Annotated in this window: 22 protein-coding genes and 1 tRNA gene; 8 read left to right on the plus strand and 15 right to left on the minus strand. The window is 71.9% G+C overall.

All coding sequences use genetic code 11. The features are described 5' to 3' along the window. The first annotated feature begins 29 nt into the window (after window positions 1-29). On the plus strand, window positions 30-1283 hold the full coding sequence (gene hppD / locus BSZ37_RS15880) for a 4-hydroxyphenylpyruvate dioxygenase (protein WP_095511496.1): 1254 nt from the start codon (window positions 30-32) through the stop codon (window positions 1281-1283). A gap of 127 nt (window positions 1284-1410) precedes the next feature. Beyond that, window positions 1411-2691 (plus strand): homogentisate 1,2-dioxygenase, encoded by a 1281-nt coding sequence (locus BSZ37_RS15885; protein ID WP_095511497.1) that lies wholly within the window; start codon window positions 1411-1413, stop codon window positions 2689-2691. 89 nt (window positions 2692-2780) lie between these two features. Here the strand turns inward: BSZ37_RS15885 and BSZ37_RS15890 are convergent, their stop codons facing one another. Then, complete coding sequence (locus tag BSZ37_RS15890) at window positions 2781-3152, minus strand: VOC family protein (RefSeq protein WP_095511498.1); 372 nt, start codon at window positions 3150-3152, stop codon at window positions 2781-2783. A 79-nt stretch (window positions 3153-3231) separates the two neighbouring features. Between BSZ37_RS15890 and BSZ37_RS15895 the strand changes: the two genes are divergently transcribed. Further along, window positions 3232-5208, plus strand: a complete 1977-nt coding sequence (locus BSZ37_RS15895; protein WP_095511499.1) for an AMP-binding protein — start codon at window positions 3232-3234, stop codon at window positions 5206-5208. 31 nt (window positions 5209-5239) lie between these two features. Here the strand turns inward: BSZ37_RS15895 and BSZ37_RS15900 are convergent, their stop codons facing one another. Next, window positions 5240-6007 (minus strand): DUF6861 domain-containing protein, encoded by a 768-nt coding sequence (locus BSZ37_RS15900; RefSeq protein ID WP_095511500.1) that lies wholly within the window; start codon window positions 6005-6007, stop codon window positions 5240-5242. 190 nt (window positions 6008-6197) lie between these two features. Then, on the minus strand, window positions 6198-6743 hold the full coding sequence (locus BSZ37_RS15905; RefSeq protein ID WP_095511501.1) for a hypothetical protein: 546 nt from the start codon (window positions 6741-6743) through the stop codon (window positions 6198-6200). A 208-nt stretch (window positions 6744-6951) separates the two neighbouring features. On the opposite strand from BSZ37_RS15905, the gene BSZ37_RS15910 reads away from it, so the two are divergent. From BSZ37_RS15910 to BSZ37_RS15920, 3 genes are read left to right on the plus strand one after another with little or no spacing between them, the layout of a single operon-like run. Further along, on the plus strand, window positions 6952-7392 hold the full coding sequence (locus BSZ37_RS15910) for an OsmC family protein (RefSeq protein ID WP_095512421.1): 441 nt from the start codon (window positions 6952-6954) through the stop codon (window positions 7390-7392). Then, window positions 7392-8123, plus strand: coding sequence for an acyl-[acyl-carrier-protein] thioesterase (locus BSZ37_RS15915; RefSeq protein WP_179299686.1), 732 nt, complete (start codon window positions 7392-7394; stop codon window positions 8121-8123). The genes BSZ37_RS15910 and BSZ37_RS15915 overlap by 1 nt, the downstream gene beginning before the upstream one ends. Then, window positions 8120-8500 carry a rhodanese-like domain-containing protein gene (locus tag BSZ37_RS15920; protein WP_095511503.1) on the plus strand — a complete coding sequence of 127 codons (381 nt, stop codon included), beginning with the start codon at window positions 8120-8122 and terminating at the stop codon, window positions 8498-8500. Before BSZ37_RS15915 ends, BSZ37_RS15920 begins: the two co-directional genes overlap by 4 nt. Here BSZ37_RS15920 and BSZ37_RS15925 read toward each other — a convergent pair. The 3 genes from BSZ37_RS15925 to BSZ37_RS15935 all read right to left on the minus strand — a co-directional run bounded on the left by BSZ37_RS15925 (window position 8497) and on the right by BSZ37_RS15935 (window position 11900). After that, the gene (locus tag BSZ37_RS15925; RefSeq protein ID WP_095511504.1) at window positions 8497-9303 is read right to left on the minus strand and encodes a hypothetical protein; all 807 of its coding nucleotides are present in this window, start codon (window positions 9301-9303) and stop codon (window positions 8497-8499) included. The genes BSZ37_RS15920 and BSZ37_RS15925 overlap by 4 nt on opposite strands. A gap of 100 nt (window positions 9304-9403) precedes the next feature. Beyond that, the gene (locus BSZ37_RS15930; RefSeq protein WP_095511505.1) at window positions 9404-10609 is read right to left on the minus strand and encodes a phosphoglycerate dehydrogenase; all 1206 of its coding nucleotides are present in this window, start codon (window positions 10607-10609) and stop codon (window positions 9404-9406) included. Window positions 10610-10679: 70 nt separating this feature from the next. Further along, window positions 10680-11900: a DUF1015 domain-containing protein gene (locus tag BSZ37_RS15935; protein ID WP_095511506.1), complete on the minus strand. Its 1221-nt coding sequence runs from the start codon at window positions 11898-11900 to the stop codon at window positions 10680-10682. A 192-nt stretch (window positions 11901-12092) separates the two neighbouring features. Between BSZ37_RS15935 and BSZ37_RS15940 the strand changes: the two genes are divergently transcribed. After that, window positions 12093-12167, plus strand: a tRNA-Met gene (locus tag BSZ37_RS15940). Window positions 12168-12255: 88 nt separating this feature from the next. On the opposite strand, the gene BSZ37_RS15945 is transcribed toward BSZ37_RS15940, so the two are convergent. The 4 genes from BSZ37_RS15945 to BSZ37_RS15960 form a co-directional block, all read right to left on the minus strand. Continuing rightward, entirely contained in the window at window positions 12256-12744 is a 489-nt protein-coding gene (locus BSZ37_RS15945) for a DnaJ domain-containing protein (protein WP_179299687.1), read from the minus strand. 92 nt (window positions 12745-12836) lie between these two features. Continuing rightward, window positions 12837-13184 (minus strand): rhodanese-like domain-containing protein, encoded by a 348-nt coding sequence (locus BSZ37_RS15950; protein WP_179299688.1) that lies wholly within the window; start codon window positions 13182-13184, stop codon window positions 12837-12839. Between the two features lie 195 nt (window positions 13185-13379). Continuing rightward, window positions 13380-14798 (minus strand): MATE family efflux transporter, encoded by a 1419-nt coding sequence (locus tag BSZ37_RS15955; RefSeq protein ID WP_218830531.1) that lies wholly within the window; start codon window positions 14796-14798, stop codon window positions 13380-13382. Window positions 14799-14925: 127 nt separating this feature from the next. Continuing rightward, entirely contained in the window at window positions 14926-15306 is a 381-nt protein-coding gene (locus BSZ37_RS15960) for an NFACT RNA binding domain-containing protein (RefSeq protein WP_095511509.1), read from the minus strand. Window positions 15307-15344: 38 nt separating this feature from the next. Here BSZ37_RS15960 and BSZ37_RS15965 point away from each other — a divergent pair, with 38 nt between their 5' ends. Further along, window positions 15345-16280, plus strand: coding sequence for an L-threonylcarbamoyladenylate synthase (locus BSZ37_RS15965; RefSeq protein WP_095511510.1), 936 nt, complete (start codon window positions 15345-15347; stop codon window positions 16278-16280). Here BSZ37_RS15965 and BSZ37_RS15970 read toward each other — a convergent pair. The 5 genes from BSZ37_RS15970 to BSZ37_RS15990 form a co-directional block, all read right to left on the minus strand. Continuing rightward, window positions 16277-16726 (minus strand): hypothetical protein, encoded by a 450-nt coding sequence (locus tag BSZ37_RS15970; RefSeq protein ID WP_095511511.1) that lies wholly within the window; start codon window positions 16724-16726, stop codon window positions 16277-16279. The genes BSZ37_RS15965 and BSZ37_RS15970 overlap by 4 nt on opposite strands. Before the next feature lie 26 nt (window positions 16727-16752). Then, window positions 16753-17136 carry a Rid family hydrolase gene (locus BSZ37_RS15975; protein ID WP_095511512.1) on the minus strand — a complete coding sequence of 128 codons (384 nt, stop codon included), beginning with the start codon at window positions 17134-17136 and terminating at the stop codon, window positions 16753-16755. Continuing rightward, window positions 17133-17807, minus strand: coding sequence for a phosphatase PAP2 family protein (locus BSZ37_RS15980; protein ID WP_095511513.1), 675 nt, complete (start codon window positions 17805-17807; stop codon window positions 17133-17135). The genes BSZ37_RS15975 and BSZ37_RS15980 overlap by 4 nt, the downstream gene beginning before the upstream one ends. Window positions 17808-17924: 117 nt before the next feature. Next, window positions 17925-19001 carry a recombinase RecA gene (recA, locus tag BSZ37_RS15985; RefSeq protein WP_095511514.1) on the minus strand — a complete coding sequence of 359 codons (1077 nt, stop codon included), beginning with the start codon at window positions 18999-19001 and terminating at the stop codon, window positions 17925-17927. A 214-nt stretch (window positions 19002-19215) separates the two neighbouring features. Next, window positions 19216-20475 carry a CinA family nicotinamide mononucleotide deamidase-related protein gene (locus tag BSZ37_RS15990; protein WP_095511515.1) on the minus strand — a complete coding sequence of 420 codons (1260 nt, stop codon included), beginning with the start codon at window positions 20473-20475 and terminating at the stop codon, window positions 19216-19218. Between the last annotated feature and the right edge of the window lie 64 nt (window positions 20476-20539).

A 20539-nucleotide genomic window follows, 5' to 3' on the forward strand; every position in this document is an offset into this window, starting at 1 on the left:
AGACGGTACGATCTGCCCCTAGCCCCACCATGCCCTCCCCGACCGACACCCCGACGCACGACTCGACCCACGGTGACGGCGCCTCCAGCGCCGTCGACGCCGTCGCCACCCAGCCCGCCGCCCAGCAGACCGGCGCAGACACGGCCGAGGCGGCCGGCCTCAGCCTGAAGGGCGCCCCGGACCACGTCGAAGACGACTTCCTCCCCATCAACGGGACCGACTACGTCGAGTTCTACGTCGGCAACGCCAAGCAGGCCGCCCACTTCTACGCCTCGGCCTTCGGGTTCGAGATCGTCGCCTACCGCGGGCCCGAGACCGGCCACCGCGAGGCCGCGAGCTATCTCCTGAAGCAGGACAAGATCCGGTTCGTGTTCACGACCTCGATCGGGTCGGACACGGAGATCGCCCGGCACGTCGCCAAGCACGGCGACGGCGTCAAGGACATCGCCCTCTGGGTCGACGACGCGCGCGCCTCGTTCGAGGCCGTCAAGGAGCGCGGCGCGACGCTCGTCCGCGAGCCGGAGGTGATGGAGGACGAGCACGGCCAGATCGTCGTGGCCGCCATGGGCACCTACGGCGACACGATCCACACGTTCGTCGAGCGGAAGGACTACGACGGCCTGTTCATGCCGGGCTTCGAGGCCTACGAGAACCCGCACTGGAAGCCGGGGCCCGTCGGGCTGAAGTACGTCGACCACTGCGTCGGCAACGTCCACCTGGGCGACATGAACAAGTACGTCCAGTACTACTCGGACGTGATGGGCTTCCGCAACCTCCTGTCGTTCTCCGACAAGGACATTCAGACGGAGTACTCCTCGCTCATGTCGAAGGTGATGTCGAACGGGAACGAGCGGATCAAATTCCCGATCAACGAGCCGGCCCAGGGCAAACGGAAGAGCCAGATCGACGAGTACCTCGAGTTCTACGACGGCGCCGGCGTCCAGCACATCGCCATGGCGACGGACGACATCCTCTCGACGGTCACCCAGCTCCGCGACCGCGGCGTCGAGTTCCTGACGGTCCCGACGACCTACTACGAGCAGCTCCAGGGCCGCGTCGGCACCATCGACGAGCCGGTCGACCAGCTCGCCGAGCTCGGCATCCTCGTCGACCGCGACCCGGACGGGTACCTCCTGCAGATCTTTACCAAGCCCGTCGAGGACCGCCCGACGGTGTTCTACGAGATCATCCAGCGGAAGGGCGCCCGGACCTTCGGCGAGGGCAACTTCAAGGCGCTCTTCGAAGCCATCGAGCGCGAGCAGGAGCGGCGCGGGAATCTGTAATCGGGTGAGGTGCGATCGGGTGATCGACGAGTGGGGCGACCGCCCCGACTGCCTCGGTCACCCGGTCTGCGCCGACGTTCTTCAGCCATCCCATCGCACGATCTGCAATCACCCGATCTGACTTCCCATGAGCTACTACGTCCGACTGGGCGACGTCCCGCCCAAGCGTCACACCCAGTTCCGCCGGCCCGACGGGGCCCTCTACACCGAGGAGGTCCTCGGCGAAGAGGGGTTCTCGGGGACAGCGTCGATCGCCTACCACATCCACCCACCGACGCTCGTCGACAGCGTGGGCGAGCCCGAGACGTTCGGGCCGGAGTACGTCGACGAGGCGTTCCTCCGGCACCGCCACTTCGAGGGGCCGAAGGTCGAGGCGGGCGGCGACTGGTGGAGCGGGCGGCGCTACATCATGGGCAACAACGACGTCGACCTCGCGCTCTGCACGCCGACGGAGCCGATGCCCAAGGACGTGTTCTACAAGAACGCGACGCACGACGAGCTGATCTACGTCCACGACGGTGAGGGGCGGCTGGAGTCGGTCCTCGGGACCGTCGAGTTCCGTCAGGGCGACTACGTCCACGTCCCGCGGACGCTCACGCACCGGTGGGTCTTCACCGGCGACGTCCAACCGCGGCTGCTCATCATCGAGGCGCCGACCGAGTTCCGCCCGCCCAAGCGCTACCGGAACGACATGGGCCAGCTCCTGGAGCACAGCCCGTACCACGAGCGCGACTTCCGGCCGCCATCGGAGCTGGAGGCCATCGACCAGGAAGGCCGCTTCACGGTCAAGATCAAGAAGCACGGGCGGCTCTTCCCGTTCGTCTACCGCTACCACCCGTTCGACGTGGTCGGCTGGGACGGCCACCTCTACCCGTACGCGTTCTCGATCCACGACTTCGAGCCGATCACCGGGCGGATCCACCAGCCGCCGCCGGTCCACCAGACGTTCGAGGCCCGCGGGTTCGTGGTCTGCTCGTTCGTCCCACGCCTGTTCGACTACCACCCGGACTCGATCCCGGCGCCGTACAACCACTCGAACATCGACTCCGACGAGGTCCTGTACTACGCTGAGGGCGACTTCATGTCGCGCAAGGGGATCGGGCGGGGCTCGTTCACGCTCCACCCCGGCGGCATCCCGCACGGCCCGCACCCCGGGACCACCGAGGCGAGCATCGGCGCGAAGGAGACGCACGAGCTGGCCGTCATGGTCGACACGTTCGCCCCGCTCAAGCTGACGCAGACGGCGCTCGACATCGAGCAGGACGACTACGTCCTGTCGTGGCAGCCCGAGAAGCACGGGCACCCGCTCCCCGACGCGGCCCCGATCCCGCCCGGCGCGGAGATCGCGGGCGACGGCCGGGCCGGCGAGGTCCCCGACTCGCCCCCGCTCGACGCCGCGCGCGGCTGATCCACACCGTCCGCCTCAGCACCGAGGCGGACCGAGTCATGGCCCCGCCGTCTTCCGATCGGCCGACAGCCCGGGGACGCGGCCGAGGGTCAGACGTGCTGGTCGATCAGGATCGGGTTGCCGTCGGGGTCTTCGAGGACGAGACTCGCAGGCCCCTCCGTCGTCTCGTCGGCCTCCTGGGTCGGGACGATGCCCCGCGCCTTTAGCCGGCGCTGGATCTCACGAACGTCGGTGAACCCGTCGACCTCGCCGCCCTGCTGGTCCCAGCCGGGGTTGAAGGTGAGGATGTTCTTGTCGAACATCCCCTGGAAGAGGCCGATCACGTGCTCGCCGTTCCGCAGCATGAGGTAGCCGTGATCGGAGTTGCCCCCGAAGACCTCGAACCCAAGGTGCTCATAGAACGCGCGTGACGCGGCGAGGTCGGAGACGGCGAGGCTGACGGAGAAGGCGCCGAGGGTCATCGGTCTTGGGGGCTGGACGCCGGAACCTACGGGGCGCCCCGCCCTCCCCCGTAGCTTCCCGTCCCCTCCCTGCTCCCCGATGTCCGACTCGTTCCCCTTCGGTCAGTCCGTCGCCTGGAACCCCTCGCCTGACCACGTGGCCGGCACGAACCTCGCGCGGCTGTGGACCCGGCTCGGGCTCGACGGCTACGCCGCGCTCGAACGCTGGGCGCTCGACGACATCGGCCGGTTCTGGGACCTCGTGATGGAGGACCTTGGCATCGAATTCAGCCAGCCCTACACCCGGGCCCTCGACGCCTCCGGCGGCATCGAGCGGCCTCGGTGGTGCGTCGGCGGGCGAATGAACGTGGTCCACAATTGCCTCGACCGCTGGGCCGGGACGGAGGCGTGGGAGCGCGACGCGATCCGGTACGAGAGCGAGGAGGGCACGACGCGGTCACTGACGTACCTCGAGCTCCACGCGGAGGTCGAGGCGTGCGCCGCCGGGCTCCGCGCCCACGGCCTCGGCGCGGGCGACGCCGTCGGGCTCTACCTCCCGATGACGCCCGAGATCGTCGTCGCCTTCCTCGCCGTCGCCCGCATCGGCGGGATCATCCTGCCCCTCTTCTCCGGCTACGGCGCCGAGGCCGTCGCGACGCGTCTCGCGGACGGCAACGCCAAGGCGCTCGTCGTCGCCGACGGTGCCCCGCGACGCGGCCGGGCGGTCCCCATGAAGGCGATCGCGGACGAGGCGCTGGCCGAGGCCCCGAGCGTCCGCCACGTGTTCGTGGTCGACCGGATGGGCGACGAACTCATCGGGACGCCGCGAACGGGAGGGCGGGACATCCCGTGGAGCCGCCTGTTGGAGATCGGCCGCCAGTCGACGGCGACGGGGTGCGCGGACACGGCGGCCGAAGACCCGGTCCTCCTCATCTACACCTCGGGCACGACCGGCACGCCCAAGGGCGCCGTCCACACCCACTGTGGCTTCCCGATCAAGGCGGCGCAGGACATGCGCCACCCGATGGACGTCCGCGCCGGCGACGTCGTGTGGTGGATGAGCGACATGGGCTGGATGATGGGCCCGTGGCTCGTCTTCGGCGCGCTCCTAAACGGCGCGACGATGGTCCTCTTCGACGGCGCCCCCGACTTCCCCGAGGCCGACCGGACGTGGGCGATCTGCGAGCGCCACGGCGTCACGCTCCTCGGCCTGTCGCCGACGCTCATCCGCGCGCTCATGCCGCACGGCGCCGGACCCGTCCAGGCCCACGACCTGAGCGCGCTCCGCGCGGTCGGGTCGACGGGCAGCCCGTGGGACCCCGAGAGCTGGCGGTGGCTCTTTTCGACCGTCCTGGACTCGAACAGACCGATCCTCAACTACTCCGGCGGGACGGAGATCTCTGGCGGGATCGTGTGCGGGAACCACGTCCAGTCCCTCAAGCCGACGGGCTTCTCCGGCCCCGTCCTCGGCATGGACGCCGACGTGGTCGACGAGTCCGGCGAGCCCGTCCGCGGCGCCGTCGGCGAGCTCGCGATCCGCCAGCCGTGGATCGGCATGACCCGCGGGTTCTGGGGTGATGAGGACAACGCCCGATACCACGCCACTTACTGGGCGCGGACGCCCGGCCTCTGGGTCCACGGCGACTTCGCGGCGGTCGACGCCGACGGCCAGTGGTTCCTGCTCGGGCGGAGCGACGACACGATCAAGGTGGCCGGCAAGCGGCTCGGGCCGGCCGAGGTCGAGTCCGCGCTCAACGCCGCGCCCGAGGTCCTGGAGAGCGCCGCCGTCGGCGTGCCGGACGACGTGAAGGGCCAGGCCGTCGTCGCCTTCGCCGTGCTGGCGGCCGGCGCCACCGAGTCCGACGCGCTACGCGAGGCCCTCATCGGCCGCGTGACGGACGCGCTCGGCAAGGCGCTCCGTCCGAAGGCCGTGCTCTTCGTCGACGCGCTCCCCAAGACGCGGAACGCGAAAGTCATGCGCCGCGTGATCCGCGCGGCCCACCTCGACGGCGACCTGGGCAACGTGACGGCGCTGGAGGACGAGGACGCCGTCGAGGCCATCCGGCGGGCGCGGTAGCGGCCCCGCTCAGGCGGGAGGTCGGAGTCGTTCAGCCCGTGCCGCCGCCTCCGCCGGCCTCGCCTGGCAGGTTGGGGCCGGCCTCGCCCTCCTGGTCCGTCGTGCCGCCGTCGTCCGACTCGTCGTCGTCGTCGTCCCCCCGGCCGTCGCCACTGGCCTGGGAGTCGAGACCGGCGTAGACGGCGATGAAGCCGGCCGTCGCGACCGCTCCGATCGCGGCCCCGGGCAGGGCTCCGATCCCGCCGGCGGCCGCGCCGAGTTGGGCTCCGAGCGCGGCGCCGGCGATGATGGTCGCGGCGACGGTGGCCCCGTCTGTGGCGGAACTGGAGACGTACTCGACGCCGGTCTCCGTCTCCGGGGCGAGTTGCCCGGCCAGTTGGCGGGCCAGCGGGCTCGCGCTGTCCAAGAGCCGCCCGCGGGCCTGCTCCCGGTCGAGGCGGGACTCCCGGACGGACAGCGCGCGGACGGCGCGGGCGTCGTCGCGGGACAGCGCTCCGAGGTCCACCAGCGTCTCGAGCGATTGCCGGAGCGTCGCCTCCGTGTCGAAGCGGGCCTCGAACTCGGCCGCGAGGACCTCGTTGTTGCAGAGGGAGCGGGCGGTTGGGTCGGCGGCGGCGCACGCGCCGGCCTGGAATTCCTGGGCGAGAGTGCCCGTCCCGCGGAGCGAGTCGACGACGCCACCGATGCCGGCTCCGAGGATTGCGTCGGCCCGCCGCCCCCGGTCGGGGCTGACCTGCGCGATTGCGGGCGCGACGAGGGTTGCGACGAGCGCGAGAAGGGTGACCTGTGAGCGGACCATGGCTGGAAGGGAGGTGCGTCACTACCTCCGTGTGACGCCCTCCTAGGGGTTCACCCCTCCCGCTCGCCCCCCTCAGCGGGCCCGCGGTTCTACCGAGGCGGGCCGGCTCGAACGCAAAGAGGCCCGAGCCGAAGCCCGGGCCTCCTGTTGAGCCGGTGCGGAGACTCGACGCGTGACTGGCGCGGTCCGGTTAGACGGTCTCCGGGTCGTTGTAGTACACGTTCTCGGCGCCGTACTCGTCGTAGCGGCTCCGGACGTAGTCGCGGTCGTCGTCGCGCGGGTGGACGCCCATCACGACCCCACCGTTCTCGACGTCCTTCTTGTACGCGTGGGCCGTTTCTTCGGGGATGCCGGCCCCGACGAGGGCGCCGACGAGGCTGCCGGCCGCGCCGCCCGCCCCAGCGCCAGCGAGGGCGCCCGCCAGCGGCCCGGCGATCGCGCCGATGCCCGGGATGAGGACGGCCCCGCCGATGCCGGCGATGGCGCCGATCACGCCACCGGCCGTCCCGCCGAGGGCGGCTCCGGCCCCGGCACCTTCCATGGCCTTCGAGCCTTCCTTGATCTCGACCTCGCTTACGTCGCGGTCGTAGTAGTGCTTTTTGGTGTCCTCCGACATGATGACATGGATGTCCTCGTCGGTGTACCCGCGATCGCGCAGGTCGGCATAGGCGCGATCGGCCTGCTTGTAGTCGCGGTAGGTGCCCGTCATGAGCGGGCGGTCGGTGTAGTCTGACATGGGTCCAGGAGGGGGGGAGATGAGGGAGGCCTGAGAGCCGTCGAGCGGCTCCGCTGTTCCGTCCTGGAAGCGCTTGCGGCACTCCCCCACGCCTCCCCCCGCACATGTCCTTAGGAAAGCGGCTGCGGGCGCCCGATCCCACGAACCCGTGTCACCCGCGCCGAGTAGTGCCCCTTCCCCCTTCCCACTCCTTCCCCTCCCCCGTATGATGACCCGCACCGCAACCGCCCACTGGTCCGGCGCCCTCTCCGACGGCTCCGGCGCCATCTCCACCGAGACGGGCACGCTCTCCGAAACCCCGTACTCCTTCGAGACCCGCTTCGGCGACGAGGGAGGGAAGAGCGGCACGAATCCCGAGGAGCTCCTCGGTGCCGCCCACGCCGGGTGCTTCACGATGCAGCTCTCCCACAACCTTGCCGAGGCGGGCCACCCCCCAGAGCGCGCCGAGACTCGCGCTGAGGTCCACCTGAAGCGCGTAGAGGGCGGATTTGAGATCCCGTCGATCCACCTCGTGCTCACCGCCGACGTGCCCGGCATCTCCGAGGACGAGTTCATGAGGATCGCCAACGACGCGAAGGAGAACTGCCCGCTCTCGAAGGTCCTCCGCGCCGCCGACATCACACTCGACGCCACGCTGGAGTCGTCGTAGTGGCCGGTACTCCCGAGGTCTGGCGCCAGTCGTTCGCCGTCCGCGCCTACGAGGTCGGGCCCGACGAGCGGGCCTCCGTGCTCACCGTCGCCGACTACTTCCAGGAGGCGGCTGGCGAGCACGCGAGGTCTGGCGGCGTCGAGACGTTCGACCTCGGAGAGAGCACCGGGACGTGGGTCCTCCATCGGCTCCGGCTCCGGTTCGACGGCCTCCCGCACATGCGCCAGTCGGTCGAGGTCGAGACATGGCCGAGCGGGCGCGACCGACTCAAGGCGTACCGCGACTACCGCCTCTGGAATGAGGACCGCGAGGCGCTGGCGGTCGGGACCAGCGCGTGGTTCGTGATCGACGTCGAGCGCCGGCGGCCGGTCCGGCTGCCGGCCGGCCTCGAACGGTTCGGTCCGGCCGAGCCGGAGGACGCCCTCTCGTTCGACCGCCCGCCCGAGGCGCCCGAGGCCGCCGAGCACGCCCGCACGTTCCACGTCCGCCGCTCCGACCTCGACCGCGTCGGGCACGCCAACAACGTGCGGTTCTTGGAGTGGGCGCTGGAGGCGCTGCCGTCCTCGGAGGGCCTGCGTGAGATCGAGGTGCTCTACCAGTCCGAGGCCGTCTACGGCGACGACGTCGTGAGCGAGGCGGGGCCGCTCGTCGAGGGCGCCCGCGCGCACCGGCTCGCACGAGGATCCGACAATCGTACGTTCGCCCTCGCCCGCACCCGCTGGACGCCATGACCCGCACCCTCGCCGTCGTCGCCGTGTTTGCCGTCGTCGGCTTTGTCGCCTACCAGATGCTGACCGGCGGCGCGAGCGAGCCGGCGGAGGACGTCGTCGCCGCCATCGCGGACGGCGCGACGGTCGTCGACGTCCGCACCGACGACGAGTACGCCGGTGGCCACGTGGCCGGCGCGATCCACGCCAACGTGTTCGACGACGGGTTCGAGCAGCGGATGGCATCGCTCGACCGCACGGAGCCGGTCTACCTCTACTGTGCCTCGGGCGTCCGGAGCGGGCGAGCCGCGGCGGTCTTGGAAGGCATGGGGTTCGAGCGCGTCGTCAACGCCGGCGGGTTCGACGACCTCGCCGCAGCCGGCGCACCGGTCGACCGCTAGTCTCGTCCCCAGAGGAGGTCGTCGACGGCGAGCGTCAGACCGAGGCTGGCGTACCCCCCGACGGAGCGGTAGCGCCCGTCGAGCGTCCGCTCCGGCCCCCCGTCGTCCGGGACCGTCGTCCGACCCAGCGGCCGGCTCGTGCCGACGGCGACTTCGATCCCCGCCGGGCCGGCGTCAATCCGCGAGACCATCCCCAGCCCGGCGAAGACCTCGGTGGCGTCGGGGAAGCGCGCGCCCTCGTCCGTCCTGATCTGAGACACCGCGACCCGGCTGAGGCGCCCCGTCAGACCGACCGTCATCCAGTCGCCCCGGGCCGCGACCGTCGCGTGAGCGAACGCCTGACGGAGGGCGCCGGAGGCCCGGTAGTGCTCCGGCGGAGGCGGCTCGCTGGCGCACCGGAAGGCGCACCGGGTGTAGCCCGCCTGCCCGACGCCCGAGACCTTCCCGACCGCTAGGCCCGCGCCGGCCTCGGTACGGAGGACGCCGGAGGTCGGCCCATACACTGTCAGCCCCCCCTCAAACCGTCGCTGGTCCATCGATCCGAGGCCGTCCCCGGGCCGCGAGAGCGTGCTCGCGCGGGCGAAGACCCCGAGGTGCGGAAGGGGGGAGGCGGCCACGGCCCCCTCCGCGCCGCCCGTGCCGATCCGGCCGGCGGCCGACACCTCTCCCGGTCCGTCGTGCAACGGGACGGCCGGGGCCGACGGCGCGTAGAGCGTCGGCGGGACGGCGTAGTGCGAACACCCCGTCGTGAGGACGACGAGCACGAACGCGGCGAGGGCAACGGGCAAGATCGGACGGCGCATGGAGGTCGACGGGGGCACGTCACCAGGATCTCACACTCCCCATGCAACGACCTGGGCGGCCCTACCCACGCCGTCTGATCCGATCGGACTACGCGCGCCGCTACAGCGCGATCACCGTCGCGTTGAGGACGTGCTCAACGCCGCGGATCCGGTCGAGCGCGCCGTCGGGATCCGCCCCGGCCCCCGTGTCGACGCGGATCCGGGCGCAGGCGGCCTCGGCGCCCTCGAACACGAGGTTCTCCATCTCCTGGACGTTCCACCCGGCCTCGCGGACTTCGCCCAGCACACCGGCCAACACGCCGACGCGGTCGAGATGGCGGACCGTCAGGAGGTGCGTCGCCGGCGTCTGCGCCGCCAGGTTCACGTTATTCGGCACGCGGCCGGTCTCGGCGTACGCCCGGATCACGCGGGCCGCCTCCTGGCCGATGGCCTCCGTCGCCTCGTCCGTCGACGCGCCGACGTGGTGTGTGATGTAGGCCGCCTCGGCGAGCGGGTGGGCGAAGTCGGCCTGCTTGTCGGAGGGCTCGCCTGACGGGACGTCGGTGGCGAATCGGAGACGGCCCGCGGCGACGGCCTCGGCGACGGCCGCCTCGTCCACGACGTCGGCGCGGGCCGTGTTGATGAGCGCGGCGCCGTCGGGCAACGCCGCGAGGAAGGCGGCGTCGACGAGGTGGCGCGTGTTGGGCGTCGAGGCGACGTGGACCGTCACGGCGTCCGACTGGCGGGCGAGGTCGAGGGGCGAGGCGGCGCGCGTCACGCCGAGGTCGGCCGCCGCCCCGGGCGTGAGCGACCGGCTCCACGCCACGACTGGCATCCCGAACGCCTTCGCGCGGGCGACGACCTCCCGGCCGATGCTGCCGAGTCCGAGAACCCCCAACGTCCGCCCCCGGAGCCCCCGGGCGGCGGAAAACCCCTTCTTGTCCCACCGTCCCGCGCGCGAGGCGATCACGTTGTCGGGGATCCGGCGGTCGAGCGCGAGGAGGAGCCCGAACGCCAGCTCGGCCACGGCCGCAGCGTTTTTGCCGGGGCAGTTCGCCACGAAAACGCCCCGCTCGGACGCGCCCACCACGTCGATCGTGTCGACGCCCGCGCCGGCGCGGACGATCAGCTCCAGACCCCTCGCGGCGTCGAGCGCCTCGGCCGTCACCTTCGTCGAGCGGACGACGAGGACGGCCGGGTCGTGCTCGCGGAGCGCGTCGACGAGACCGTCGCCGCTGAGACCGGCCGCCTCGACCACGTCGTGGCCGTCGTCGCGGAGGCTCTGGAGGGCGTCGGCAGAAACGCTGTCGGCGACGAGGACGGTCATGGGGACGGGACGTGGGATGGAGGAACGTGAGATACGGCGCCGAACGCCGTGGGCTCCCCACGCTCCTCCTCTATCCCTCCTCCCCGTCCCAAAACGTGTGCACGAGGAGGCCGCTGCGGAGCTTCGGCTCGAACCACGTCGACTTGGGCGGCATGAGCTCGCCCGCGTCCGACACGTCGACGAGCTCCTCGATGGCCGTCGGGAACATGGAGAACGCCGCGTCGCACTCGCCGGCGTCGACCAGCCGCTCGAGTTCTTCGGTCCCGCGGATGCCGCCGACGAAGCCAACGTTCTCGTCCGTCCGGGGGTCGGTGATGCCGAGGATCGGCTCGAGAATGAACTCGCCGAGGCGGGCCACGTCGAGCGTGTCGGCCACGCCGTCGCGCTGGGTCTCCGGCAGCAGGATCGAGTGCCAGCCGTAGTCCATCCCGAGGTAGACCTGGACGATGCCGTAGTCCTCGGGGTCCGGGAAGAGGGCCTCCTCGACGTCGAACTTCCGCCGGAGCTGGTCGAGGAACTTCCCCTTGCCCACCGGGAGGTCGTAGATGATCCGGTTGTACGGGAGGATCTCCATCTCGTCCATCGGGAAGAGGACGGCGAGGAAGTGGCCGGCCGCCTCGACCCCGTCGAGCTCACGCGCCGCGCGGGCCGCCGCCGCGCTCCGGTGGTGCCCGTCGGCCACGTAGAGCACGTCGACGTCGCGGAACGCCTCGGCGACGGCGCTCGCCTCGGCGATGGGCCAGACCGTGTGCTGGACGTAGTCCTTGGCGCGGAAGTCGTAGAGGGGCTCGCCGGCCATGGCCTCGGCGACGGCCGCGTCGATGGCGTCGTTGCCGCGGTACGTCAGCATGACGGGCTCGGCGTGGGCCCGCTGCGTCACGAGGTGGCGCGTCCGGTCGTCCTCCTTGTCGGGCCGCGTGTTCTCGTGCTTCAGGATCACGTCGTCCTCGTACTCGGCGGCGGAGACGAGCCCGACGATGCCGGTCTGTTCGCGCCCGTTCATGACGAGGCGGTAGACGTAGAGCCGGGGCGCGTCGTCGCGAACGAACGCGTCGGACTCGGCCAGCCGGCGGAGCGCCTCGGCGCCCTGCGTATAGACGGCGTCGGCGTGCTCGTCGGTCCCCTCGGGGAGGTCGATCTCGGGCCGGACGACGTGGAGGAACGAGAGGTCGTTGCCGGAGGCCAGCTCCCGGGCTTCCTCGACCGACACGACGTCGTAGGGGACGGAGGCTACGTTCGGAGCGTGCTCGGGCGTGGGACGGAGCGCCCGGAACGGACGGACGGAGGCCATGTAAGCGGGTCGGGGGCGGAGGAGGGTCCGTCGAAGATATACGAACGACGTGCGAATGCGCGCTCAGCCCTCCCCCTTTCGGGTCCTTCCCCTCTGGTTGGGAGCGTCCCGACCGCGAGGCCCGAGTTCACCCGCGCTCCACGCCGTTGGCTTGCGGACTCGCTGGGCCGCGCCGTACCATGGGAATCCGATCGCGGGGTGGAGAAGTGGTATCTCGTCGGGCTCATAACCCGAAGATCGGGGGTTCGAATCCCCCCCCCGCTACCATCGACCGCCGGCCTCTCTCGAGGGGCCGGCGGTTTTGTTTGTGGCTGCCCGCCTCGGCCGCTCGGTGGGCCTGCGGAACCGGATCGTGCTACGCGTCCGGGTGGGGCCCGAACACGCACCGGAACCGGTGGGCGTCGAGCGGGACGACCCAGACGCCGAACGCGGGCATGGCCTCCGTCGCCTCGACCCGGAGGCGGCACTCCCCCCCTGGCGGAGGCGTCGCGACCGGGCGCCACACCGGAGGCCGGCTGCCCACATCGTATTCCACCCTCCGCCGACCATCGCGCTGCCGGCCGATCCGGACGAGACACGTCGGGTACGTCCGCCGGTCGAGACCCGCGGGGGACGCCGCTCGCGTCGGGGGCCCCTCGCGCGGCGTCTGCCAGCGACGGCGCTCGCCTTCGAGGTCCTCTGCGAGCACGTTGTAGGCGGCACGGACCCGGTGAAAGGCCTCCGTCGAGCCGCCGCGGTCGGGATGCGTGCGACGCGCGAGGCGGCGGAACGCGCGGCGGACGTCCTCCGAGTCGGCGTCGTACGACAGAGAGAGGACGCGGAAGGGGTCTCGGGAACCGTCCAACGGCAGCGATTGGGGTGCGGGCGACACACCGACCACGGCAGGCACGGTTCCAGTCGCCCCGCCTCAGCGCCGAGGCGGACGAAGCCGGCCCGCTACGCCGTCTCGGCCCCGGCCCGCGCGAGCGCGTCGAACCCGCCGACGTTGACGGCGCCCTCATGGCCCAGCTGGCGGAGGATCTGCGCGGCCTGCCCCGAGCGCTGCCCCGACCGGCAATACAAGTAGACCGGCCCGCTCCCGGGCAGGCCCATCGCCTCGACTCGCTGGCGGAAGTCGGCGGACATCACGTCGACGTTGACGGCGCCGGCGAGGTGCCCCGAGGCGTACTCCTGGGGCGTGCGGACGTCGAGGACCGTCGCCGACCGGTCCCGCTCGGCGACGAACGTGGCGGGAGGCATGGCATCGCCGCCGGAGGGCTGGAGGAGACGGGAGAGAAACGACATGGCGGGGGAGGACGAGGACGTGTCGAGGTCGCCCCGAACGTACGAGGGCGACCACCCGGCGACCATGAGAACCCCGTTTGGGCGCTACGAGCAAAGGAGAGCCGTCCAGGCCTCGTCCCTCACGCCGTCGGGCCGGTGGAGACGCCCCCAGGCGGCTCCGCAGCCAAGCGGGTCGCAGCGGGGACTCTCCCGGCCTCAACCGAACGGCCGCTCGACAGTCGACTCGGCCACGGCCTGTTCCTCGACGCCCTCGTCGCCGGTCGGCTGGCGCAGGACGTGGAGGAACCACACGACGGCGAGCGCCGCGCCGCCCGCGTAGGAAACCGGAAAGGCCCACCAGATCCCGTCGGTCCCCCAGCCGAGCCGCGTCGAGAGGTACCACGCGACGGGGAAGCGGAGGACCCACAGGCTGAAGATCGAGATGAGCATCGAGACGTACGTCCGTCCGGCCCCGCTGAAGCCGCCGCCGATGACGACCTGCGCGCCGATGAGGCCCCAGCCCGGCGCCATGATGCGGAGGAACCGCGCGCCCTCCTCGATCACGACGGGCTCGCCCGGCACGAACGCGGCCACGATCGCGTCGGCGAAGACGAACGCCAGGAGACCCGCCGCCGTCATCGTCCCGACCGCGATCCACGTACCGATGGACGTGGCGCGGCGCGCGCGGCCCCGCTGCCCGGCCCCCACGTTCTGCCCGACGACCGTCGACGTGGCGATGCCGAGCCCGAGCGCGGGGATCAGAACGAACGAGAAGATCCGCGTGACGACCCCGTAGACCGCCACAGACTCGCTGCCGAACCCGGCCACGAGCGTGACGAGGACCGTCAGCCCGAGCGCGCGCATGGCTTGGTCGACGGAGGCCGGGAAGCCGAGGCGCGCGATCCGGCGGGCGATGTCGAGGTCCGGCCGGAGGTCGGTCAAGCGGACGCGGATCGGGCGGCGGCCGCTGAGCAGGAGCCACGTGCCGACGAGCGCCGCCAGCCCCTGCGTCCCGATCGTCGCCGCCGCGGCACCGGCCACGCCGAGTTGCGGCACCGGCCCCCAGCCGAGGATGAACAGCGGGTCGAGCACGAAGTTGAGCAGGACCGTCCCGCTGACGATGTACAGCGGCGTCTTGACGTCGCCCACGCCTCGGAGGAGCGCCTGGAACACGAAGTACCCGAAGACGAACGGCAAGCCGAGGTAGCTCAGGCGGAGGTACTCGGTGGCGGGTGGAAGCACCTCGGCGTCGGCGCCCATCAGCTCGAGGAGCGGCGCGGCGAGCACGAACCCGGCCGCCGCCAGCGCGACGGACAGGAGCGTGACGATGGCGTACGTCTGCCCCGCCACGTAGTCGACCTCGCGGGAGTCGCCGCGGCCCTCGGCCTGCGCCACGAGGATCGTCCCGGCGATCGTCACGCCGCCGCCGACGGCGATGAACAGGAAGATGACCGGGAAGCTGAACGAGACGGCCGCGACCGCGACCGCGCCGAGACGGCCCACCCAGAACGTGTCGGTCAGTTGGTAGACCGTCTGGAGGACGTTGGCGAGGACGACGGGGCCGGCCAGCCGAAGGAGCGACCCGGCGATGGGGCCCTGGAGGATCTGCCCGGACGGGCGGCCGGAGGGGGGCAAGGCGTCGGGGAGGAAGACCGACCGCCAACCCGCGCCACCGGACGGGGTTCGTCGGGGGCGGCGCGTTCGCCGTGAACGGGAACGCGTCCGCAGGGCCGAGTCCGCCCGCCTCGGCGCTGAGGCGGACTTACTTCGGCGGATACACCTTGACCGACTCGTAGCGCCGGAGTTGGACCGAGCCCGGCTTCGCCCCTCGAGGCTTCGTCACGTCGCACGCGCGGCACACGTGGACGTCGACCTTCCCGCTGGCGTTCTTCGCCTTCGAGTTCTGGACGGCCAGCTCGGCCGCGCGCTTGACGATGTGGCGCGGGACCTCTTCTCCCTCGGGCGTCCGGACCACGACGTGGCTGCCGGGCGTGCCGCCGCCGACGTGGAGCCAGACGTCGTTCGGCCGGGCCACCTTGAACGTGAGCTTGTCGTTGTCCTTCGCGCTCTGTCCGACGAGCACCTCGTAGCCCTCGACGTCGTGCGTGTCGTAGTCGGCGGGGGCGGACGATTTGCGGGGCATGACGGTGGGATCTTGCGTGTGCCCCAACCTAGCGCCCGGTGCGCACGCGCCTCTTCCAAGATCCTGTCGACGCCGCCGCCGTCCTCCGCGACGGCGGCCTCTGCGCGATCCCCACGGAGACGGTCTACGGACTCGCCGCCCGCGCCGACGAGGCGTCCGCCGTGGCGCGCGTGTTCGAGGCGAAGGGACGGCCGAGCGACAACCCCCTCATCGTCCACCTCGGCGACGCCGCCGAGGCGGACGTGATCGCGCACGTCACCGAGGTCGGCCGCGCCTTGCTCGACGCGTTCGCGCCCGGGCCGCTGACGGTCGTGCTGCCGGCGAGACTGGGGCTCCCTCCTGCCGTCACTGCCGGGCTCGACACGGTCGCGATCCGCGTGCCCGCGGCGCCCCTCGCGCTCGCCGTGCTCGGGAAGACCGGCCCGCTCGTGGCACCTTCGGCCAACCGGAGCGGCCGCCCCAGCCCGACGACGTGGGAGGCCGTCATCGACGACCTCGACGGCCGGATCGGCGCCGTCCTCCAGGGCCCGCCGACGGACGTCGGGATCGAGTCGACCGTGGTCGACGCGACCGGCGACACGCCGCTGATCCTCCGCCCCGGCGCCGTCACGCTCGACGCGCTCCGCGCCCTCGTCCCCAACGCCCGCGCAGTCGATCCCGGCGCTGAGGCCGCCCGGCGCTCGCCCGGCACGCGGCACCGCCACTACGCCCCCCGCGCCCGCGTCCGCCTCGTCCACTCCGTCGACCAGGCCGAGCCGGCGCCCGAGGCGGCCTGGATCGGAGTCTCGGAGCCGCCGCCCGGCTACGCACAGGTGACCGCCTGCGCCGACGCCGCCGACTACGCGCGCCGCCTCTTCGACGCCTTCCGCCGGGCCGACGCCGCCGGCCTCGGCCGGATCGACGCCGAGGTCGTCCCGGAGGTCGGGATCGGCGTGGCGCTCCTGGACCGCCTCCGCCGCGCCGCCGCCGGCTAGCCGCCCACCACGCCGCGGCCGAGGTACATCAAGATGAACAGGACGATCCAGAGGAGGTTGCCGATCCCGAGCCCCGCCGCGAGACGCTTCCGCCCGGACTCCGCCTCCGGCGTGCCCGCCCCGGCGACCAGCTTGTTCCACCCGGTCCGGATGAGGAAGAGCTGCACGAGCACGAGGAGCAGGCCGAGCGTCAGCGCCGTGTGGTAGGCCCAATGGTTGTACTGGATCTCGAAGCCGAGTTGGCGGCCCAAGACCCAGTTCGCGACGGCGAACACGTAGAACAGCACGATCGACCCGTTCATGGAGGCGATCACCCTCCCGCCCTCCGCCGCGCCGGGCCGCATCGCGCTCCGCGCCAGCGACGGCACCGCGGCGGCCATGCCGAACCACGCCGCAGCGAACAGGACGTGGAGGGCGATGGCGACGGTGTGGACGAGTGGGAGCATGATCCAGGAGAAGGGCGGGCTCGAAGCTACGGGCCGTCTGAGACGCCCACGACGGCATCCAGTTCGACTTCCACGAGGAGTTCGGGCGCGATGAGCGCCGAGACCTCCACCATCGTCGCCGCCGGCGGGTGGGCCCCGAACGCCTCGGCATGGGCGCGCCCCACCGCGTCCGCCTCGGCGATGTCGACGACAAACATCCGCGTCCGGATCACGTCCTCGGGCCGCCCGCCGAGCTCTGCCAGCGCGCCGAGCGCCGTCGCGAACGCCGCGCGCGCCTGGGCATACGCGTCCGGCCCAGGCGCCGTCGTCCCGGCTACCGCCACGACGTCGCCGATCCGCACCGCCCGGCGGTAGCCGTAGCGGCCCTCCCACTCGGCCCCGCTCGTGACCGATCGGCGGCGCGCGCTCACAGCGGGACCACGACCTGAACGGGCATCGCGGCGACCTCCTCGTCCCCGAACACGTCCGGCATCAAGAAGTGGACGGCGGCGCCCGACGCGATGCCGATCGCGGCGCCGACGGCCACGTCGCTCGGGTAGTGGACGCCGTGCCACACGCGCGTCACGCCCATCGCCCCCGCCCACACCGCCGCCGGGGCGATCACGTACCACTCGGGGTAGCTCAGGCTCACCGACGTCGCGATGACGAACGCCGACGACGTGTGGCCTGACGGGAACGAGTGCGGGTCGAAGATCTCGTCGCCCTGATGCCCGCGGTCCCGGGCCGCCACCCCGTCGACGGAGACGTACGGGCGGGGCCGCTGGATGAGGTTCTTGAGCGCGAACGTGACGCCGAAGTTGAGCCCCTGCGCGGCCGTCAGCCGGAGGGCCGGGTCGAGGTCGGACCCGGTCAGCGCGGAGCCCGCCCAGAGCGCGGGCGCGGCCCCGAAGTAGATCGGGTACGCCGACGCGTTGACGACGCGCATCGGGACGGCCACGAGCGGGCGGTCGTCGTCGTACACCGCCCGGAGGAGGAGGACCTCGAACGGCTCCGTCTTGGGCGGGAGGTTCGTGGTGTCGACCGGCACCTCCTGCGCGGACGCGGTGGCGGAGAGGGCGACGAGCAGAACGATCAGGCGCATGGCCCGAAGCTACCCGCGCTCTCGACCAGGCTCCCCCTGTACGACAGCGCCGCCCGAGCCGGAGCCCGAGCGGCGCAGGGTCGTCCGCCTCGGTGCCGAGGCGGGCGGAGTCCGAGGCTAGGCGTCGACCAACTCGTCCTCGTCGACGTCCTCGTCGGACGAGGACGCGACGGACGGGACCATGCCGAGGGCCTCCTTGACGGCGAGCTTGACCTCCTCTCGCTTGTCGGGGTTCTGGCGCAGCCACTCCTTCGTGGCGTCGCGGCCCTGCCCGACGGTGTCGTCGCCGTAGGAGTACCAGGAGCCCGACTTCGAGATGATGTCGTGCTCGAGCCCGAGGTCGATGAGCTCGCCGAGCGACGAGACGCCCTCGCCGTAGATGATGTCGAACTCGGCCTGGCGGAACGGCGGGGCCACCTTGTTCTTCACGATCTTGACGCGGGTCCGGTTGCCCGTGACCTCCTGGCCGTCCTTGATCGCGCCGATCCGCCGGATGTCCATGCGGACCGACGAGTAGAACTTGAGCGCGCGGCCGCCCGAGGTCGTCTCCGGCGAGCCGAACATGACGCCGATCTTCATCCGGATCTGGTTGATGAAGATGAGGATCGTCTTCGTCCGGTTGATGGTGCCCGTCAGCTTCCGGAGGGCCTGGCTCATGAGGCGGGCCTGGATGCCGACGTGGCTCGCCCCCATCTCGCCCTCGATCTCGGCCTTCGGCACGAGCGCGGCGACGGAGTCGACGACGACGACGTCGAGCGCGCCGGACCGGACGAGCATGTCGCAGATCTCGAGGGCCTGCTCCCCGGTGTCGGGCTGGGAGATGAGGAGCTCGTCCGTGTCGACGCCCAGCTTCTCGGCGTAGGTCGGGTCGAAGGCGTGCTCGGCGTCGATGAACGCGCACGTCCCGCCCATCTTCTGGGCCTCGGCGATGATCTGAGTGGCGAGCGTCGTCTTGCCCGACGACTCGGGGCCGTAGATCTCGATGATCCGGCCGCGCGGGACGCCGCCGATGCCGAGGGCGTGGTCGAGCGTGAGGCTCCCGGTGGACACGGCGTCGATGGAGACCGGCGGGGCGTCGCCCATCTTCATGATGGCGCCCTTGCCGAACTGCTTGTCGATCTGCTTCATCGCCAGATCGAGCGCCTTCGACTTCGCGGCGGAGTCTACGGGGACGGTTGCGGGGGATTTCGCCATGAGGGCAGGGGCTCCGAAGAGCGGCTTTGAATGGGTGGAGGGCCGAGCGTGTGGCCCCTCAGGCACAATGGGATCGTGACACGATAGCCGCCCCGGGGTGACAGCGCCGCGTCACGGCCTCCCGGCGTCTAGACTGCCGTGGAGAAGGGACGTAACCCGCGCCCTCCGGAAAAGTTGGGCGCCCGGAGGGGCGCAGCGCGAATCGTGCGGGCCCCTACGCCGGCCGCCGCAGGAGCTGGCGCCGGACGAGGTCGAGCGCGGCCGTCGTCGAGAGCGCGACGTTGACGGCCCGGTCGGTCGTGAACTGGAGGCGGACGGCCCGTTGCGTGTCGCCGTCGTCGTAGGCCAGCCAGACCGTCCCGACAGGCTTGTCGGGCGTCCCGCCGGTGGGCCCGGCGATGCCGGTCGTGGCGAGCCCGACGTCGGCGCCGAGGCGGGCGCGGGCGCCGGCCGCCATCGCCAGCGCGACGGCCTCGCTCACGGCCCCCTCCGCCTCGATGGTCGCGGGCGCCACGTCGAGCAGGTCGGCTTTGGTCTCGTTGCTGTAGGCCACGACGCTCCCACAGAACACGGAGCTGGCGCCGGAGACCGACGTGACCCGGGCCGAGATGGCCCCGCCGGTGCAGCTCTCGGCGACGGCCATCCGCAGGCCGCGTTCGCGCAGCATGTCGTTCACGACGGCCTCCAGCGTCGCCGTCCCCTCACCGAAGACGAGCGTTCCGAGGACGCCCCGGATGGCGTCGGTCGCCGCGTCGAGGTCGCGCCGCGCGGCCTCCCGGTCGACGCCGCGGGCAGTCACGCGGAGGCGGACCTCGCCGAGGCTCGGGAGGTAGGCAAGCGTCAGTCCGTCCGGAAGACCATCGGCCTGCTCGGCGATCAGGGCCGAGATGTCGCTCTCGCCCTTCCCCGCCGTCAGCAACGTCCGGGAGAGGACGACGCCGTCCTGGCGCTCGACGAGCCGGGGGAGCACGAAGCTCTCCAGGATCGCGCGCATCTCGTGCGGAACGCCCGGCACCACGACCACCACTTGGCTCCGTCCGTCGACCTCGCGCTCGCCCCAGAGGCCCGGCGCGCTGCCCTTCGGGTTGACGAGCGCCTCGAAGCCGACGGGCGCCTCGGCCATGACGCGTCCGATCTCCGGCATCGTCCGTCCGCGGGCCTCGTAGCGCGCCCGGATCCGCTCGAACAGCTCGTCGCGGAACTCGAGCGGCCGGTCGAACGCCTGGGCCACGGCCGCCCGCGTCACGTCGTCGTGCGTCGGCCCGAGGCCGCCGGTGACGACGACGAGCGCCGCGCCGTCGGCGGTCGCCCGCTCGATCGCCCCGGCGATGACCCCGACCTCGTCGCCGACCGTCTCGCTCCGCCGGAGGTCCACGCCGACCTCGGCGAGCCGCTCGCCCAGCCAGGCGGCGTTCGTGTTGACGATCTGCCCCAGCAGGATCTCGTCGCCGACGGTAAGGAGGTGGCCGGTCATCGAGGGAGGGTTGATGCATGAGGGGTGGTGAGCACGTCGATCCGTGCGGTGGGGTTCGACGACG

Source organism: Rubrivirga marina (genome assembly GCF_002283365.1).
In the GTDB taxonomy this organism is placed as follows: domain Bacteria; phylum Bacteroidota; class Rhodothermia; order Rhodothermales; family Rubricoccaceae; genus Rubrivirga; species Rubrivirga marina.

Excerpts from the sequence above, each read along its gene's own strand:
- BSZ37_RS15895 (WP_095511499.1), top strand. The coding sequence starts at position 3,232 with ATGTCCGACTCGTTCCCCTTCGGTCAGTCCGTCGCCTGGAACCCCTCG.
- BSZ37_RS15890 (WP_095511498.1), bottom strand. The coding sequence starts at position 3,152 with ATGACCCTCGGCGCCTTCTCCGTCAGCCTCGCCGTCTCCGACCTCGCC.
- BSZ37_RS15960 (WP_095511509.1), bottom strand. The coding sequence starts at position 15,306 with ATGCCCCGCAAATCGTCCGCCCCCGCCGACTACGACACGCACGACGTC.
- BSZ37_RS15930 (WP_095511505.1), bottom strand. The coding sequence starts at position 10,609 with ATGACCGTCCTCGTCGCCGACAGCGTTTCTGCCGACGCCCTCCAGAGC.
- BSZ37_RS15980 (WP_095511513.1), bottom strand. The coding sequence starts at position 17,807 with ATGCGCCTGATCGTTCTGCTCGTCGCCCTCTCCGCCACCGCGTCCGCG.
- BSZ37_RS15920 (WP_095511503.1), top strand. The coding sequence starts at position 8,120 with ATGACCCGCACCCTCGCCGTCGTCGCCGTGTTTGCCGTCGTCGGCTTT.
- BSZ37_RS15950 (WP_179299688.1), bottom strand. The coding sequence starts at position 13,184 with ATGTCGTTTCTCTCCCGTCTCCTCCAGCCCTCCGGCGGCGATGCCATG.
- BSZ37_RS15905 (WP_095511501.1), bottom strand. The coding sequence starts at position 6,743 with ATGTCAGACTACACCGACCGCCCGCTCATGACGGGCACCTACCGCGAC.
- BSZ37_RS15910 (WP_095512421.1), top strand. The coding sequence starts at position 6,952 with ATGACCCGCACCGCAACCGCCCACTGGTCCGGCGCCCTCTCCGACGGC.
- BSZ37_RS15990 (WP_095511515.1), bottom strand. The coding sequence starts at position 20,475 with ATGACCGGCCACCTCCTTACCGTCGGCGACGAGATCCTGCTGGGGCAG.
- BSZ37_RS15900 (WP_095511500.1), bottom strand. The coding sequence starts at position 6,007 with ATGGTCCGCTCACAGGTCACCCTTCTCGCGCTCGTCGCAACCCTCGTC.
- recA (WP_095511514.1), bottom strand. The coding sequence starts at position 19,001 with ATGGCGAAATCCCCCGCAACCGTCCCCGTAGACTCCGCCGCGAAGTCG.
- hppD (WP_095511496.1), top strand. The coding sequence starts at position 30 with ATGCCCTCCCCGACCGACACCCCGACGCACGACTCGACCCACGGTGAC.
- BSZ37_RS15935 (WP_095511506.1), bottom strand. The coding sequence starts at position 11,900 with ATGGCCTCCGTCCGTCCGTTCCGGGCGCTCCGTCCCACGCCCGAGCAC.
- BSZ37_RS15885 (WP_095511497.1), top strand. The coding sequence starts at position 1,411 with ATGAGCTACTACGTCCGACTGGGCGACGTCCCGCCCAAGCGTCACACC.
- BSZ37_RS15970 (WP_095511511.1), bottom strand. The coding sequence starts at position 16,726 with ATGCTCCCACTCGTCCACACCGTCGCCATCGCCCTCCACGTCCTGTTC.
- BSZ37_RS15925 (WP_095511504.1), bottom strand. The coding sequence starts at position 9,303 with ATGCGCCGTCCGATCTTGCCCGTTGCCCTCGCCGCGTTCGTGCTCGTC.